The 14,554-nt window shown below is 62.7% G+C and carries 13 protein-coding genes; 6 read left to right on the top strand and 7 right to left on the bottom strand.

Annotated features, from left to right (window positions below; all coding sequences use genetic code 11):
* Positions 1–324: hypothetical protein (locus ASD01_RS36395; RefSeq protein ID WP_210173932.1), on the top strand; the 324-nt coding region annotated here is incomplete at its 5' end.
* Here ASD01_RS36395 and mmsB read toward each other — a convergent pair.
* From mmsB to ASD01_RS27150, 4 genes are all read right to left on the bottom strand, one after another.
* Positions 321–1,217: a 3-hydroxyisobutyrate dehydrogenase gene (mmsB, locus tag ASD01_RS27165; protein WP_034800108.1), complete on the bottom strand. Its 897-nt coding sequence runs from the start codon at positions 1,215–1,217 to the stop codon at positions 321–323. The two genes, ASD01_RS36395 and mmsB, sit on opposite strands and share 4 nt — an antisense overlap.
* 58 nt (positions 1,218–1,275) lie before the next feature.
* Entirely contained in the window at positions 1,276–2,334 is a 1,059-nt protein-coding gene (locus ASD01_RS27160; protein ID WP_060644782.1) for an enoyl-CoA hydratase/isomerase family protein, read from the bottom strand.
* A 23-nt stretch (positions 2,335–2,357) separates the two neighbouring features.
* Positions 2,358–3,500 carry an isobutyryl-CoA dehydrogenase gene (locus ASD01_RS27155; RefSeq protein WP_029742745.1) on the bottom strand — a complete coding sequence of 381 codons (1,143 nt, stop codon included), beginning with the start codon at positions 3,498–3,500 and terminating at the stop codon, positions 2,358–2,360.
* A gap of 117 nt (positions 3,501–3,617) precedes the next feature.
* Positions 3,618–5,036 carry a helix-turn-helix domain-containing protein gene (locus ASD01_RS27150; RefSeq protein WP_060644781.1) on the bottom strand — a complete coding sequence of 473 codons (1,419 nt, stop codon included), beginning with the start codon at positions 5,034–5,036 and terminating at the stop codon, positions 3,618–3,620.
* A 157-nt stretch (positions 5,037–5,193) separates the two neighbouring features.
* On the opposite strand from ASD01_RS27150, the gene ASD01_RS27145 reads away from it, so the two are divergent.
* The 5 genes from ASD01_RS27145 to ASD01_RS27125 all read left to right on the top strand — a co-directional run bounded on the left by ASD01_RS27145 (position 5,194) and on the right by ASD01_RS27125 (position 12,584).
* Positions 5,194–6,726: an acyl-CoA carboxylase subunit beta gene (locus ASD01_RS27145; RefSeq protein ID WP_029742743.1), complete on the top strand. Its 1,533-nt coding sequence runs from the start codon at positions 5,194–5,196 to the stop codon at positions 6,724–6,726.
* 35 nt (positions 6,727–6,761) lie between these two features.
* Positions 6,762–7,028, top strand: coding sequence for a hypothetical protein (locus ASD01_RS27140; RefSeq protein WP_034800118.1), 267 nt, complete (start codon positions 6,762–6,764; stop codon positions 7,026–7,028).
* A 30-nt stretch (positions 7,029–7,058) separates the two neighbouring features.
* Positions 7,059–9,062, top strand: a complete 2,004-nt coding sequence (locus ASD01_RS27135) for an acetyl-CoA carboxylase biotin carboxylase subunit (protein ID WP_060644780.1) — start codon at positions 7,059–7,061, stop codon at positions 9,060–9,062.
* Positions 9,063–9,102: 40 nt separating this feature from the next.
* Entirely contained in the window at positions 9,103–11,241 is a 2,139-nt protein-coding gene (gene scpA, locus ASD01_RS27130) for a methylmalonyl-CoA mutase (RefSeq protein ID WP_060644779.1), read from the top strand.
* Positions 11,242–11,321: 80 nt separating this feature from the next.
* Positions 11,322–12,584 (top strand): hypothetical protein, encoded by a 1,263-nt coding sequence (locus tag ASD01_RS27125; protein WP_060644778.1) that lies wholly within the window; start codon positions 11,322–11,324, stop codon positions 12,582–12,584.
* Here ASD01_RS27125 and ASD01_RS27120 read toward each other — a convergent pair.
* Genes ASD01_RS27120 through ASD01_RS27110 form a run of 3 tightly spaced genes read right to left on the bottom strand, consistent with a single transcriptional unit; the run spans position 12,565 to position 14,305 of the window.
* Complete coding sequence (locus ASD01_RS27120) at positions 12,565–13,104, bottom strand: hypothetical protein (protein ID WP_060583590.1); 540 nt, start codon at positions 13,102–13,104, stop codon at positions 12,565–12,567. The two genes, ASD01_RS27125 and ASD01_RS27120, sit on opposite strands and share 20 nt — an antisense overlap.
* A gap of 11 nt (positions 13,105–13,115) precedes the next feature.
* Positions 13,116–13,709: a hypothetical protein gene (locus ASD01_RS27115; RefSeq protein WP_051659534.1), complete on the bottom strand. Its 594-nt coding sequence runs from the start codon at positions 13,707–13,709 to the stop codon at positions 13,116–13,118.
* A complete protein-coding gene (locus tag ASD01_RS27110) occupies positions 13,706–14,305 on the bottom strand; it encodes a hypothetical protein (protein WP_034800096.1) in 600 nt (199 codons plus the stop codon). The genes ASD01_RS27115 and ASD01_RS27110 overlap by 4 nt, the downstream gene beginning before the upstream one ends.
* Between the last annotated feature and the right edge of the window lie 249 nt (positions 14,306–14,554).

Below are 14,554 nucleotides of genomic sequence, written 5' to 3'. Positions count from 1 at the left end.
TATTCAATTGTCAAAAAACCGACGAACGCACCGTCCGTCAAACCGTTCCCACAAAGCCCAGAACTCTCGTCCCGAACCCCTCAATCAGCACCAAGCCAACCAGGAAACTCTAGAGCGAAGGTCGTCGTCGCCAGCAGCGCCGCCGCCCTCGTCAGTGATCGGGCTTATAGACCCCCATCCTCGCAGACGTCAACAGGGATTTTCATGGGTCCGACACAAATCTCACAACCAATTGAAATTAAACGCTATTTCTATCCACAGGCAGCAGCGGCCACTTTCCGCCCGCGTAAACGGGCGGAAATCGATCGGCACGGGATGAATTAACCGGCCTTGGCCTCGTCGTTCCCGCGCAACAGACGGATCAGCGCCGAAAAATCCTCACCGCCGTGGCCGAGTTTCTCGAACATCGAATAGAGCTGCGCGGCCTGCGCACCCATCGGCGTCGTCGCACCGGCTGCGGAAGCGGCCTGCTGCGACAGCTTCAGGTCCTTCAGCATCAGACTTGCGGCAAAGCCCGGCTTATACTCGTTGTTGGCGGGCGAGGTCGGAACCGGCCCCGGCACCGGGCAATAGGTCGTCAGCGACCAGCACTGGCCGGACGACGTAGAAGCCACGTCAAACAGTGCCTGGTGCGACAGGCCGAGACGCTCGGCCAGCACGAAAGCTTCGCAGACGCCGGCCATGGAAATGCCGAGGATCATGTTGTTGCAGATCTTCGCCGCCTGACCGGCGCCCCCTCCTCCGCAATGAACGATTTTCTTGCCCATGGCGTCGAGCAGCGGCTTGCCGCGCGAAAAAGCCTCGTCGCTGCCGCCGACCATGAAGGTCAAGGTGCCAGCCGCAGCACCACCGGTGCCACCGGAAACCGGTGCGTCGAGCGAGGGGCAGCCGATCTTTTCGGCGAGCATATGAGCTTTCCGGGCGCTATCGACGTCTATCGTCGAACTGTCGATCAGGAGCGTGCCCGGATCGACGAAGCCGAGAAGTTCATCCCAGACGTAGAGGACATGGGCGCCGGCCGGCAGCATGGTGATGACGCATTCAGCACCGCGCACCGCATGTGCTATCGAGCCGGCGACGGAAACGCCGGTCTTCGCCGCGGCGTTGCGCGAAGCCTCAGACAGGTCGAAGCCTGTGACCGCGTGTCCCGCCTTCACCAGATTGGCGGCCATCGGACCGCCCATATTGCCGAGCCCGATAAAGGCGATCTTCGTCATGTCATTCCTCCTCGCATTGAAACTCGGCCAAAACCGAACTGCGCCCCATCCTCAGGCGCTAGAACAGTGGCGGGTGATCTTTGCGCGCAAATCGCGCGAGCCTATCGGGCGTCACGTCGGCAAGTCCAACCGACCATTTCGGATTGCGGTCCTTGTCGATCACTGCGGCACGCACGCCCTCGTAGAAATCGGGATTGGCGAGCATGCCGAGCGTCGCGGAGTATTCGCGCTCAAGGCATTCGTTCAGCGAAGCACTGCGGCGGCCGGCGCGCAGGAGATCGAGCGTCAGCTTCATGCTGAGCGCGGAACGGGAGTTCAAGAGCGCGAGCGTCTCCCTGGCAAAATCGGAACCATCGGCTTCGAGCGCCGCTAGGATCTCTTCGATCGTATCGAAGGCAAAGCAACGGTCAATCAGGGCAAGATGGCCTTGAAGCGGCGTTGCCGGAGCTTCCGAGGCATGCTTGGCAATCACGCCGTCGACATCCGCGCTGCCCGCGCTCGGCGCAAGTGCGGCGAGATCAGCGATCAAGGCTTCCAGCTTGTCCGCAGCGACAAAACTGTCCGCGAGCCGCGCAAGGATCGCGTCGGCAGCAAGGATGTCCCGGCCGGTGAGACCGAGATAGGTGCCGAATTCACCGGGCGCCTTCGGCAAAAGCCAGGTGGCCCCGACATCCGGGAAGTAGCCGATGCCGGTTTCGGGCATTGCAAGCCTGGTGCGCTCGGTAACGATCCTATGGCTGCCGTGGGCGGAGACTCCGACGCCACCGCCCATGACGATGCCGTCCATGATGGCGATATAGGGCCTACGGTAGCCGGAGATGCGGCTGTTGACGACGAACTCCTCGCGCCAGAACTGGGCGCCCTCCTCCGGGCGCTCGCGGCCGCTCTCATAGATCATTCGGATATCACCGCCGGCGCAAAGCCCGCGCTCGCCCTCGCCGGTGACAAGCACGGCAGCGACCGCCGGATCGTTCTCGAATTCGGTCAGGGCCGCCGCGATTAACCGGATCATCGGCACGTTGAGGCTGTTCAGCGCGCGCGTGCGGTTCAACCGGATCCGGCCGACCGCGCCCTGGCGCTCGACGATCACTTCCGGTGCTGGCGTCTGCATTTCCATGAGCGGTCTTTCCCGTTTCTGGCCTATTTCCGGCCGATAAGCGAACGCGCCACGATGAGGCGCATGATCTCGTTGGTGCCTTCCAGGATCTGGTGCACCCGAAGGTCCCTGACAATCTTCTCGACGCCATAATCGGCGAGATAGCCATAGCCGCCATGAAGCTGCAGCGCGTCGTTGGCGACGGCGAAGCAGCGGTCGGTGACGAAGCGCTTGGCCATGGCGCAGAGCTTCGTCGCTTCCGGGTCGCCCGCATCGAGCGCCGAAGCGGCACGCCAAAGGAAAGTGCGGGCGATTTCGAGATCGGTCGCCATGTCGGCGAGACGGAACTGTAGCGCCTGGAATTCGCCGATCGCCTTGCCAAAGGCGCGCCGCTCCTGAACGTAGGCCAGCGCCCTTTCGAAGGCCGATTGAGCACCGCCGAGCGACGCGGCGGCGATGTTCAAGCGACCGCCATCGAGCCCGCCCATGGCGATCTTGAAGCCGTCGCCTTCGCCGCCGAGGCGATTTTCAGCGGGTACGCGCACGCCGTCGAGCATGACGGCGCGGGTCGGCTGCACGTGCCAGCCCATCTTCTTCTCGTTGGCGCCGAAGGTCAGGCCCGGCGCATCCTTCTCGACGATGAAGGTCGAGATCCCCTTGGGGCCGTCTTCGCCGGTGCGCGCCATGATCACATAGAGGCCGGATTCACCGGCGCCGGAGATGAACTGTTTCTGGCCGGTCAGCACATAGCTGTCGCCTTCCTTGACCGCCTTTGTCTTCAGCGCCGCCGCATCCGAACCGGAACCGGGCTCGGTCAGGCAGTAGCTCGCGAGCACGTCCATAGTCAAAAGCTTGGGCAGCAGCCGCTGGCGCTGCTCGTCGGTGCCATAACGGTCGATCATGCCGGCGCACATATTGTGGATCGACATGAAGGAGGCGACGGCGGGGCAGCCGGTCGCCAACGCCTCGATGATGATCGCAGCGTCTAGCCGGGTCAGGCCCGTGCCGCCGACATCGTCACGGACGTAGATGCCGGCCATGCCGAGTGCGGCGGCGCCGCGCAACGTGTCGACCGGAAAATGCTTCTGCTGATCCCAGTCGATCGCGTGAGGGGCAATCTCGTCGCGGGCGAAATCGAGCGCCATCTGACGAATGGCCTCCTGTTCCTCCGACAGGCGAAAATCCATATGCATGTCCTCCCTGACCGCATAGTCGAGCAATTAGGGCCTAGTTACACCAAACCTCCGGCAGGCCCATATGCAACTTCTCACAGGGTCTGTTCAAAAATGAACAGACAAGCCCAATCAGTTCTCACTTAGACGATAAGGCAGAGCGCCGCGTAAGTCATGATCCACAATCAGGCGACGCTTCAATGGCGGTACGGCGCGGCTGGCGCATTTCGTGCGCTCGCAGATGCGACAGGAAATACCGATCGGGTCGAAGGCGGCGCGGTTGCCGAGATCCATGTCGTCGGCATAGACGAAAGCATCGGCGTAGGAGATCTCGCAGCCGAGCGCCAGCGCATAACGCGGCTGCGCGGCGCGGAAACCACCGCCACCCTTGGTGATCTGGGTGGCGAGACAGAGGTAGCGCACGCCGTCAGGCGTTTCGGCGAGTTGCCGGATGATTCTGCCCGGAGTCTCGAAGGCCTGGTGCACGTTCCAGAGCGGACAGGCGGCACCGAAGCGGGCGAATTGCAGCTTCGCGGCGCTATGGCGCTTGGTGATGTTGCCGGCGCGATCGATGCGGGCAAAGAAGATCGGAATGCCCTTCTGCCCCGGTCGCTGCAGGGTCGAAAGGCGGTGACAGACCTGCTCCAATGAGGCGCCGAAACGGGCGGCGAGCAGCTCGATATCGTGCCGCAAGTCGCGGGCGGCTTTTGAGAACGCCTGATAGGGCAAGATGAGCGCACCGGCGAAATAGTTCTGCAGGCCGATGCGACAGATCTCATAGGCCTCTTCCGTGCGGAAACCGGCGCTGCCGGCCACCCGGTCGATCTCCTCGCGGGCATGAAGCTGGGCGATCTGCAGGGCGATCTGAAAGTCGCGCGTCGCTGGCGGCGCGTAAGGATTGAGCGTCAGGATACGGGCACGCGGATCGAAGCGACGGATCGCCTCGTCGCCGGCATTACCGCGCACAACACGGACGCCATGTCGTTGCTCCAGATAGCTTGCAAGCGCTGCATGATTGTCGCCTTCGCCGAGCCCGAGTTCGCTCACCAGCCGCTCCGCGAGTATATCAATCTCGTGGATGTAGTTGTCGACGAAATGGAAAAAGTCGCGCACTTCCTCATAGGGCGTCGTTTCGACGAAGGGGCCGCCGCGGCCGATGGTGTCGTCGATGCTCGCAAGCTGTTCGCTGTTGCGGCGGTAGGCCTGGTGGCAGGTGATCAGCGCATGCGCCAGGCCTGGCGCGTTCTGGGCAACGAGCTTCAGCTCCTGCAGGCTCGCCGAATAGGTCTCGAACAGGGGGTCGCTGAGCGCTTCGGAGAGCGCCGAAAGCAGGCGATCGCCCTCCCCGGTCGAAAGCTCGGAGATGTCGATCTGGAATTTTTCGGCGAGCGCCAAAAGCACCGCCGCCGAAACCGGCCGCTGGTTGTTTTCGATCTGGTTGAGATAGCTAGTGGAAATACCGATGCGTTCAGCGAACTGACCTTGCGTCGCCTTGTTCGCTTCCCGCAGTTCCCGGACCTTGCGGCCGATGTAGAGCTTGCCGATCGCCATGTTTGCAACTTTGCAATTTACGTTTCACAAAATAATCTATTTCACATTTGCACATAAAGAGACGTTTTTCCATGCCGTCTTCGACGCTATTGCGAAGCTCGAAGCGCCTCTGCACAATCGTTGAAAAAGCCGGGCATCAAAAAATCGGGAGGGCACCATGCGCGCCATACTAGAACAGGTCGAAGCCCGCAGGGCGGAAGCAAGAGCCGGCGGCGGCCAGCGGCGGATCGATGCCCAGCACGGCAAAGGCAAGCTGACGGCGCGCGAACGCATCGAGGTGCTGCTCGATGAAGGCTCCTTCGAAGAATACGACATGTACGTCACGCACCGCTGCGTCGACTTCGGCATGGAAGGCCAGAAGGTCGCGGGCGACGGCGTCGTCACCGGCTGGGGCACAATCAATGGCCGCCAGGTCTATGTCTTCTCCCAGGACTTTACGGTGCTCGGCGGTTCGCTGTCGGAAACGCATGCGCAGAAGATCTGCAAGATCATGGATATGGCTGTACGCAACGGCGCGCCGGTCATCGGCCTCAACGACTCGGGCGGCGCCCGCATCCAGGAAGGCGTGGCCTCCCTTGCCGGCTATGCCGAGGTCTTCCGCCGCAATGCCGAAGCCTCGGGCGTCATCCCGCAGATCTCGGTCATCATGGGGCCCTGCGCTGGCGGCGCCGTCTATTCGCCGGCCATGACCGACTTCATCTTCATGGTGCGTGACTCGTCCTACATGTTCGTGACCGGGCCCGACGTCGTAAAGACCGTGACCAACGAGATCGTCACGGCCGAAGAACTCGGCGGTGCGGGCACGCACACGAAAAAGTCCTCCGTCGCCGACGCAGCCTACGAGAACGACATCGAAACGCTTGAGCATGTGCGCCTGCTCTTCGATTTCCTGCCGCTCAACAACCGAGAGAAGCCGCCGGTCCGTCCCTTCCACGACGACCCGGCGCGGCTCGAAATGCGTTTGGACAGCCTGATCCCCGATAGCGCCACCAAGCCCTACGACATGAAGGAACTGATCCTTGCGCTCGCCGACGAAGGTGATTTCTTCGAGCTGCAGCAGAGCTTTGCCCGCAACATCATCACCGGCTTCATCCGCATGGAGGGCCAGACAGTCGGCGTCGTCGCCAACCAGCCGATGGTGCTTGCCGGCTGCCTCGATATCGACAGCTCGCGCAAGGCCGCGCGTTTCGTACGCTTCTGCGACGCTTTCTCGATCCCGCTCCTGACGTTGGTCGACGTGCCCGGCTTCCTGCCTGGCACGGCGCAGGAGTATGGCGGCGTCATCAAGCACGGCGCCAAGCTGCTCTTCGCCTATAGCCAAGCGACCGTGCCAATGGTGACGCTGATCACCCGCAAGGCCTATGGGGGCGCCTACGACGTCATGGCCTCCAAGCACATCGGCGCCGACGTCAACTATGCCTGGCCGACCGCCGAGATCGCCGTGATGGGCGCCAAGGGCGCAACCGAGATCCTCTACCGCTCGGAACTCGGCGATGCCGAGAAGATTGCCGCGCGCACCAAAGAATACGAGGAGCGCTTCGCCAATCCGTTCGTCGCCGCCGAGCGTGGCTTCATCGACGAAGTGATCATGCCGCATTCGTCGCGTCGCCGCATCGCTCGTGCCTTCGCATCCTTGCGCAACAAGCAGGTCGATGTCCGCTGGCGCAAGCACGACACGATCCCGCTCTGATGGAGGCGACGATGGAACGGGAGCCGGAACGCGTAATGACACCGGAAGAGGCCCGACGCGACCACTGGCAGATGCTGCGCTACATGACCGTCAACGCGCTGATCGGCGTTGCGATCGGGGCCATAACGGCCGGCGTGCTGATCTGGCTCAATATCGGCGCGGTCGGCACGCACATCATACGCTCGACGAGCCCGGTACTCGCAACCCTCATGGTCGTGGTGCCTTTCGCGTTGCTCTTTGGAGGTGCTGCCGCAGCATCCTCGATCGCGCTTCTGCCCTATCGCCGCAAGTTCAAACGCTGACGCGCAGTCCGGATTTGAAAGAGAAACAAGATGTTCAAGAAAATCCTCATCGCCAACCGTGGTGAAATCGCCTGCCGCGTCATAAAGACTGCGAGGAAGCTCGGCATCGCAACGGTCGCGGTCTATTCCGACGCCGATCGCGACGCGATGCATGTGCGCATGGCGGATGAGGCGGTGCATATCGGCTCCTCGCCCTCGGCGCAGTCCTATATCGTCATCGACAAAATTATCGATGCGATCCGCAAGACCGGCGCCGATGCCGTTCATCCGGGCTATGGCTTCCTTTCGGAGAATGCCGCCTTTGCGCAAGCCCTGGAAAAGGAAGGCGTTGCCTTCATCGGCCCTCCGGTTGGAGCCATACAGGCGATGGGCGACAAGATCACCTCGAAGAAGCTCGCGGCCGAAGCGGGTGTCTCCACGGTTCCGGGCCATATGGGTCTGATCGAGGATGCCGACGAGGCGGTTCGGATCGCCGGTTCGATCGGCTATCCCGTCATGATCAAGGCTTCGGCCGGTGGCGGCGGCAAGGGCATGCGCATCGCCTGGAACGACCAGGAGGCACGCGAAGGCTTCCAGTCGTCGAAGAACGAAGCGAAGAACGCCTTTGGCGATGACCGCATCTTCATTGAGAAATTCGTGACCGAGCCACGCCATATCGAAATCCAGGTACTCGGCGACAAACACGGCAATACGCTTTACCTGGGCGAACGCGAATGCTCGATCCAGCGACGCAACCAGAAGGTCATCGAAGAAGCCCCCTCGCCCTTCCTCGACGCCGAGACCCGCAAGGCCATGGGCGAACAGGCGGTCGCGCTCGCCAAGGCCGTCGGCTATCATTCGGCCGGTACCGTCGAGTTCATCGTCGACGGCAAGCGCAATTTCTACTTCCTCGAAATGAACACCCGCCTGCAGGTGGAGCATCCGGTGACCGAGCTCATCACCGGGCTCGATCTCGTCGAGCAGATGATCCGTGTTGCGAGTGGCGAAAAACTGGCCTTCGGCCAGGACGACGTAAAGCTCAATGGCTGGGCGATCGAAAGCCGGCTCTATGCGGAAGACCCCTACCGCAATTTCCTGCCTTCGATCGGTCGGCTGACGCGCTATCGTCCCCCGGTCGAGGGCAGACGCGAAGATGGCACGGTGACACGCAACGATACCGGCGTCTTCGAGGGCGGCGAGATCTCGATGTATTACGACCCGATGATCGCCAAGCTCTGCACCTGGGGGCCGGATCGCAAGACGGCAGTCGATGCCATGGCCGATGCGCTCGATCAGTTCGAGGTGGAAGGCATCGGTCACAACCTGCCGTTCCTTGCAGCCGTCATGCAGCAGCAGCGGTTCCGAGAGGGCCGGCTGACCACGGCCTATATCGCCGAGGAATTCGCCGACGGCTTCCACGGCGTTGCGGCCGACGAGCAGTCGCTTCGCAAGATCGCAGCCGTCGCCGTATCGATCAACCAGGTGCTGCAGGAGCGCGCCAGCCAGATCTCCGGCACGATCGGCAATCACCGTCGCATCGTCGGTCACGACTGGGTGGTCAGCCTCGGCGATCACAACTTCGCAGTCACCGCCGGCGCGTCTGCCGATGGTGCCTATGTCCGATTTGCCGACGGCGCCTCGGTTACGATCGCCGGTGACTGGGCTCCCGGCCGCACCCTTGCCACCTTCAACATCGACAATGAGCCCTTGAGCGTCAAAGTCGATCGGGTTGGAACCGCCATCCGGCTCCGCTGGCGCGGCATCGACACCATTGCCCACGTCAGAAGCCCGCGGGTTGCGGAGCTGGCGCGGCTGATGCCGAAAAAGCTGCCACCGGACACGTCGCGCATGCTGCTCTGCCCCATGCCGGGTGTCATCACCTCGGTCACGGTCAAGGCCGGCGACACCGTCGAGGCCGGGCAGGCTCTTGCCGTGGTCGAAGCGATGAAGATGGAAAACATTCTGCGCGCCGAAAAGAAGGCCGTGGTCAAGCGCGTGGCGGTCGCCGCCGGCGCCAGCCTCGCGGTCGACGAACTGATCATGGAATTCGAATGATGGCGACGGCTGTCGACGCCATCATCCAGGAGAACATCCGATGACCGAAAAGACCACCAAGGACTGGGAAACGCTCGCCGAGCGTGAACTGAAGGCAGCGCCGGAAAGCCTCACCTGGCAGACGCCCGAGGGCATTGCGGTGAAGCCGCTCTATACGGCCGGCGACCTCGACGGCATCGATCATTTGGATTCGCTGCCGGGCTTCGAGCCTTTCGTGCGTGGTCCGCGCGCGACCATGTATGCCGGGCGTCCCTGGACGATCCGCCAATATGCCGGATTCTCCACGGCCGAAGCTTCGAACGCCTTCTATCGGAAGAATCTCGCGGCCGGACAAAAGGGCCTTTCCGTCGCCTTCGACCTTGCGACCCATCGCGGCTACGACAGCGATCATCCGCGCGTCGAAGGCGATGTCGGCAAGGCAGGGGTTGCGATCGACTCGGTCGAGGACATGAAGATCCTGTTCGACGGCATTCCGCTCGACGAGATGTCGGTCTCGATGACCATGAACGGCGCGGTCATTCCGATCCTCGCCTCCTTCATCGTCGCTGGCGAGGAACAGGGCGTTTCGCGCGACAAGCTCTCGGGGACCATCCAGAACGACATCCTCAAGGAGTTCATGGTCCGCAACACCTACATCTACCCGCCGGAACCCTCGATGCGCATCGTCGCCGATATCATCGAGTATACGGCGAAGGAGATGCCGAAGTTCAATTCGATCTCGATTTCCGGCTACCACATGCAGGAAGCCGGCGCGACGCTGGTGCAGGAGCTTGCCTTCACGCTCGCCGACGGGCGCGAATATGTGCGGGCTGCCCTTGCCAAGGGGCTGAACGTCGACGAGTTCGCCGGGAGGCTTTCGTTCTTCTTCGCCATCGGCATGAATTTCTTTATGGAAGCGGCGAAGCTTCGGGCGGCGCGGCTGCTCTGGACCCGGATCATGAAGGAGTTCGAGCCGAAGAAGCCGTCTTCGCTGATGCTGCGTACCCATTGCCAGACCTCGGGCGTCTCGCTGCAGGAGCAGGATCCCTATAACAACATCATCCGCACCGCTTTCGAGGCGATGTCGGCCGCCCTTGGCGGCACGCAATCGCTGCACACCAACTCCTTCGACGAGGCGATCGCACTGCCGACGGAGTTTTCAGCGCGCATCGCCCGCAACACGCAGCTGATCCTGCAGCACGAGACCGGTGTCACCAAGGTCGTCGATCCGCTTGCCGGCTCCTACTATGTCGAGAGCCTGACCAATGAACTCGCGGAAAAGGCCTGGGCGCTGATCGAAGAGGTCGAGGCGATGGGCGGCATGACCCGTGCGGTCAACGCCGGCCTGCCGAAGCGACTGATCGAAGAGGCCGCGACCCGCCGCCAGGCCGCGGTCGACAAGGGCGAGGAAATCATCGTCGGCGTCAACAAGTACCGGCTCGACAACGAGGAGCCGATCGACATCCTGGAAATTGACAACAGCGCCGTGCGCGCCGCGCAGATCCGTCGCATCGAGGAGACGAAGCGGCGGCGCGACAGCGCAAAGGTGAAAGAGACCCTGGCCGCGGTTTCAAAGGTCGCCTCGACCGGCGAAGGCAACCTCTTGGCGGCCGCCGTCGAAGCGGCGCGGGCGCGCGCGACCGTCGGCGAAATCTCCGATGCGATGCGCGGCACCTTTGGTGACCATGCCGCAACGCCCAAGGTCGTCAGCAAGATCTATGGCAAGGCCTATGAGGGCGAGCCTGAACTCGAGGTGCTCTCCGGCCGCCTCGACGAGGTTTCGGCGAAACTCGGCCGCAAACCGAAAATCATGGTCGCCAAGCTCGGCCAGGACGGCCACGACCGGGGCGCCAAGGTGATCGCGTCGGCCTTTGGCGACATCGGCTTCGACGTGCTTGCCGGCCCGTTGTTCCAGACACCGGAGGAAGCGGCCGACATGGCGCTTGCGAGCAAGGTCAATGTCATTGGCGTCTCTTCGCTCGCAGCCGGCCATAAGACGCTGATGCCGCAATTGGCCGAAGCGCTGAAAAAGCGTGGCGGCGAGGATGTCATCGTCATCTGTGGGGGTGTCATCCCTCGCCAGGACTATGACTATCTCATGGAGAACGGCGTGTCGGCGGTCTTCGGCCCCGGCACCAACGTGCTCGATGCGGCACGCGCGGTGCTCGACCTGATCGAGGGCAAGCGCCGCAACATCTGACGCCGGGCGACGCGGAGGACATTGTCTCTCCGCCCGCCCGAGCGGTTGTCGTTACCGGCCGACGCAACTATGGTGTCGGCATGACGTCGATCGCCGAAGTGTTCGGACCCTTTGCCCTGATGGCGCGCCTTCTCGCCCGCTTCTGGCCGCAGCTCCTGCTGATCGGCGCCTGCGGCGCCATTGTGCACGATCTCCTGATGCGGGCAGCCGTCTGGATCGGGATGCAGCATCCGCTCGGCGGCATGGTCACACTCTCCCTCGTCGTGTTGGCGAAGCTCGTCGTCATCGTGCTGATGTTCATGGTCCTTCGCCCGGGCTTGCCGGCGCTCGAAGCGCTCCGGCAGCAACCGGCTGCGGCGCCTGTCGAGAGCAAGGTGCCGAAGGCCGAGCGCAGGCTGCTCGCCGTCACCGCCGCCGCCCTGCTGCCGTTCTTTGCCTACTACGCCGCCTGGGGTTTTCTCGGCGATACCGTGCGCGAATATTCGCGATCAGCGCTTGCTGCCGTCGCTTTCGGCGAAAAAGCCAACTTCTTTGATATTCTGGGGTCGCGCGGCGTTCTCGTGTCGATCGCGCTCTGCTGGCTTGTACGCTGGGGCGCAAAACGCATGAGCAAGCTGAGCGAAGCGCCCGTCTGGCGTCTTCTGATTGTAGCCGCAGATGCAAGCTGGATCTTCATCGGTCTCTACGGCCTGTCGGTCTGGAAGGACCAGGTGATCACCTGGCTAGGCGCCGGCAAGCTTCTGAGCATGAACGGCTTCGCCTTCGCCGGCATTGCGCATGCCGCCGAGACCTTCGTGCCGGTGGAACTGAGAAAACCTGACTGGGATAGCCAGGCCACAGGCCTGTTCTTCTATGCGCTCCTTCCGGTCGTCTGGCTGGTCATGGCGGCCATCATCAACGGCTACGAGCTTTCGAGCGCAACACCGCGCACCCGGCCGGCATCGCCAAAGCCGCGCCGTGCCCGCACGCTGCGCAAATGGGTCGCCGATTTTCTCGACCACTTCATCGACGATTATCGCTCCCGCTATGCGCCGATCTGGACCTGCCTGAAGCTGACGCTCGGCTCGGGGCTGGCGGCACTTTTCGCCTTTATCATCGCCTACAATGCCATTGCCTGGCTCGGCGCCTGGATCTGGTACGCGGCAACACGGACGCTGGACGTGGCAGATCTTGCGAGCTGGCGGCTCGTTTTCGATGCCGTGAGCCTTTTCATCGGCAGCCCCAGCGATCTCAACGGCGGCATCGTGCTCGATGCCCTGCGCATCACCCTGCTGGCGGCGATGCTCGAACACGCCGTTTCCCGTCAGGCCGAGAAAGTCGAGATCAACTACGCGTCCACTTGAACACCAGCGTCTCGTCACTGGCGCCGGGAAATTCGATCCGCAGCGAAAGGTCCCGCGCCTCCGCCGGAACGATGAAGCTCTCGGCCATGCGGACGGGGCTGCCGGCCTTGGCATCCGTAAAGGCCAGGACACTGCAGCGCGGACGCTCGGCCACCTCCGGATACATCTCTCGCACGATCGGCTCGGTCAGGGTGACCGGTTCGAAGCGGCGCCCTTTGTCGTCGATCAGTCGAACGCGGCAGGCGCCCTTCGACAAAGCGGCGAGATCGGTCGGCGATGCCTCGAATTCGGTAAGAATGACGCGTGCGTCGTCGGTGCGCGGCAGGCGTCGCATATCCATAAGCTTCCATTGCCCGCCAGCGAAGGCCTGCGCCGCTCCATCCGCAACGACGACTTCCGGGCTACCGCCGGCGAGCCATTGGCTCTCACCAAGGCTTTCCCATGCGCGGGCGACGAAGGCGAGCGGCAGCGCGACGATCAACGCGAGCAGGCAGGTCCAGAAGGTGCGTTTCTCGCTCATGACTACCTCCCTCAGTGCGCGGCCAGTGTCCAGGGCGCCCTGCTGCCGCTGCGCGCAATGGTGACAGACGGCTTGATCTCGGCCGGCTTCTTGTCGCCGAGCGCAATCGACAGCTCCTCGGCGAGCGGCGACACACGACTGCGTGCAACGAGCAGCGTGCCCTGGTCGACGGCCGCCTCGGGAAGCTCGAAGGCAAGAAGCACCGGCCTTGGCAGGCCGGGTTCGAGCCGCTCCGTCGGCAGATAGCCCGGCACGGTCGAGAACCGCTGGCTCAACGCGTAGCGCACACCATTGCTCGCCAGCCATTCCGCAGACATCAACGTCATCGTTTCCGTCTTGGAAACGGCCGCGCCCTCGATGACCAGCCAGATGCCGGATGTGGAGAAGTCCTTGACCCGTCCAAAACTTTCGACCTTGAGCTGTCGTGCCAGATGCACATTGGCTGCGCCGAAAGCGAAGTCGCGCGTCTCCACCCGCTCGCCGACAGCACCGCGAATGGCGATCGGCGCGGTGATGTCGCCGTAGCCGGGGGTACTGTTTCGCATCCCATAGAGCGCGGCGATTGCAAGGCCGCAAAGCAGCAGCGTACGGAAAGCCGACATCATTGCTCCGTCGTCTCCACAGCTTGCGTCACCGGCAACTCGACGACCGCGGCCTCGCCGTCATCGAACCAATTCGGCGCGCCGTAGAGATTGTCACGTGGCTTGTAGATCTGTTTGCCGATCGCCAGCGAAAGCGTTTGCGGTTCCGGGCGGTCCGCCGGCCACTCCCAGGCCGCGACCAGTTTTTCCGGCATGTTCGGATTGATCGCACTGGCGATCCACTTGTCCCTCGCCAGGTAATAGGTGGGCTTGGGCTGCAGCGGAGCGACGTCATCCTTGATCGTGATCAGGTTCATGAAGACGTTGCTGCTGGCCACGGACCGGTTGTCGAGTTCGAGATCCACAAGGAGGAACCTCTTCGGCTCGAACGGTTTGGTGCCGGTTGGCGGCAGAGACGACATATGGGCGCCATTGATGGTCACCCGCCAACGGCCCGTGTCGACGACCTGGTCTTTACCTATGACCGGAACAGGAACCGGATTGGCTGCATCATAAACCGCCGAAGCAAAGGAAATCGCAGCCGCCGCCATGCCGCCGATACCGGTGACAAGCATGATCAGCAGGCGCTGCCTGATCTTCGACCGCCGCATGACCGGCATCTGTCCTCCATCCACCCTGCGGATACTGCAACCGGAAGATAGGAAAGTTTGCCGAGGAAATCAAAACACGCGTGTCGGAAACGGTTTCTTCGGCAGGCACAACCTCAGAACGAAGGTCGGGTGGGCTAAAAGCTGTGCATTGCCCAGCCACAACACGTTTGCCGCCCGCCAACCCACCCGTGATTGGCGCTTGCCTTCTGCCCGCGACGGGCGACAATTGCATGCGGTGGAAAGCGGTGCCAGGAGCCA

This window comes from Ensifer sp. Root423 (assembly GCF_001426275.1).
GTDB lineage: Bacteria > Pseudomonadota > Alphaproteobacteria > Rhizobiales > Rhizobiaceae > Ensifer > Ensifer adhaerens.
Note: the sequence above shows the minus strand (reverse complement) of the source record. Positions and strands in the feature narration are given on the sequence as shown.

Excerpts from the sequence above, each read along its gene's own strand:
- scpA (WP_060644779.1), top strand. The coding sequence starts at position 9,103 with ATGACCGAAAAGACCACCAAGGACTGGGAAACGCTCGCCGAGCGTGAA.
- ASD01_RS27150 (WP_060644781.1), bottom strand. The coding sequence starts at position 5,036 with ATGGCGATCGGCAAGCTCTACATCGGCCGCAAGGTCCGGGAACTGCGG.
- ASD01_RS27125 (WP_060644778.1), top strand. The coding sequence starts at position 11,322 with ATGACGTCGATCGCCGAAGTGTTCGGACCCTTTGCCCTGATGGCGCGC.
- mmsB (WP_034800108.1), bottom strand. The coding sequence starts at position 1,217 with ATGACGAAGATCGCCTTTATCGGGCTCGGCAATATGGGCGGTCCGATG.
- ASD01_RS27110 (WP_034800096.1), bottom strand. The coding sequence starts at position 14,305 with ATGCCGGTCATGCGGCGGTCGAAGATCAGGCAGCGCCTGCTGATCATG.
- ASD01_RS27135 (WP_060644780.1), top strand. The coding sequence starts at position 7,059 with ATGTTCAAGAAAATCCTCATCGCCAACCGTGGTGAAATCGCCTGCCGC.
- ASD01_RS27115 (WP_051659534.1), bottom strand. The coding sequence starts at position 13,709 with ATGATGTCGGCTTTCCGTACGCTGCTGCTTTGCGGCCTTGCAATCGCC.
- ASD01_RS27160 (WP_060644782.1), bottom strand. The coding sequence starts at position 2,334 with ATGGAAATGCAGACGCCAGCACCGGAAGTGATCGTCGAGCGCCAGGGC.
- ASD01_RS27155 (WP_029742745.1), bottom strand. The coding sequence starts at position 3,500 with ATGGATTTTCGCCTGTCGGAGGAACAGGAGGCCATTCGTCAGATGGCG.
- ASD01_RS27140 (WP_034800118.1), top strand. The coding sequence starts at position 6,762 with ATGACACCGGAAGAGGCCCGACGCGACCACTGGCAGATGCTGCGCTAC.
- ASD01_RS27120 (WP_060583590.1), bottom strand. The coding sequence starts at position 13,104 with ATGAGCGAGAAACGCACCTTCTGGACCTGCCTGCTCGCGTTGATCGTC.
- ASD01_RS27145 (WP_029742743.1), top strand. The coding sequence starts at position 5,194 with ATGCGCGCCATACTAGAACAGGTCGAAGCCCGCAGGGCGGAAGCAAGA.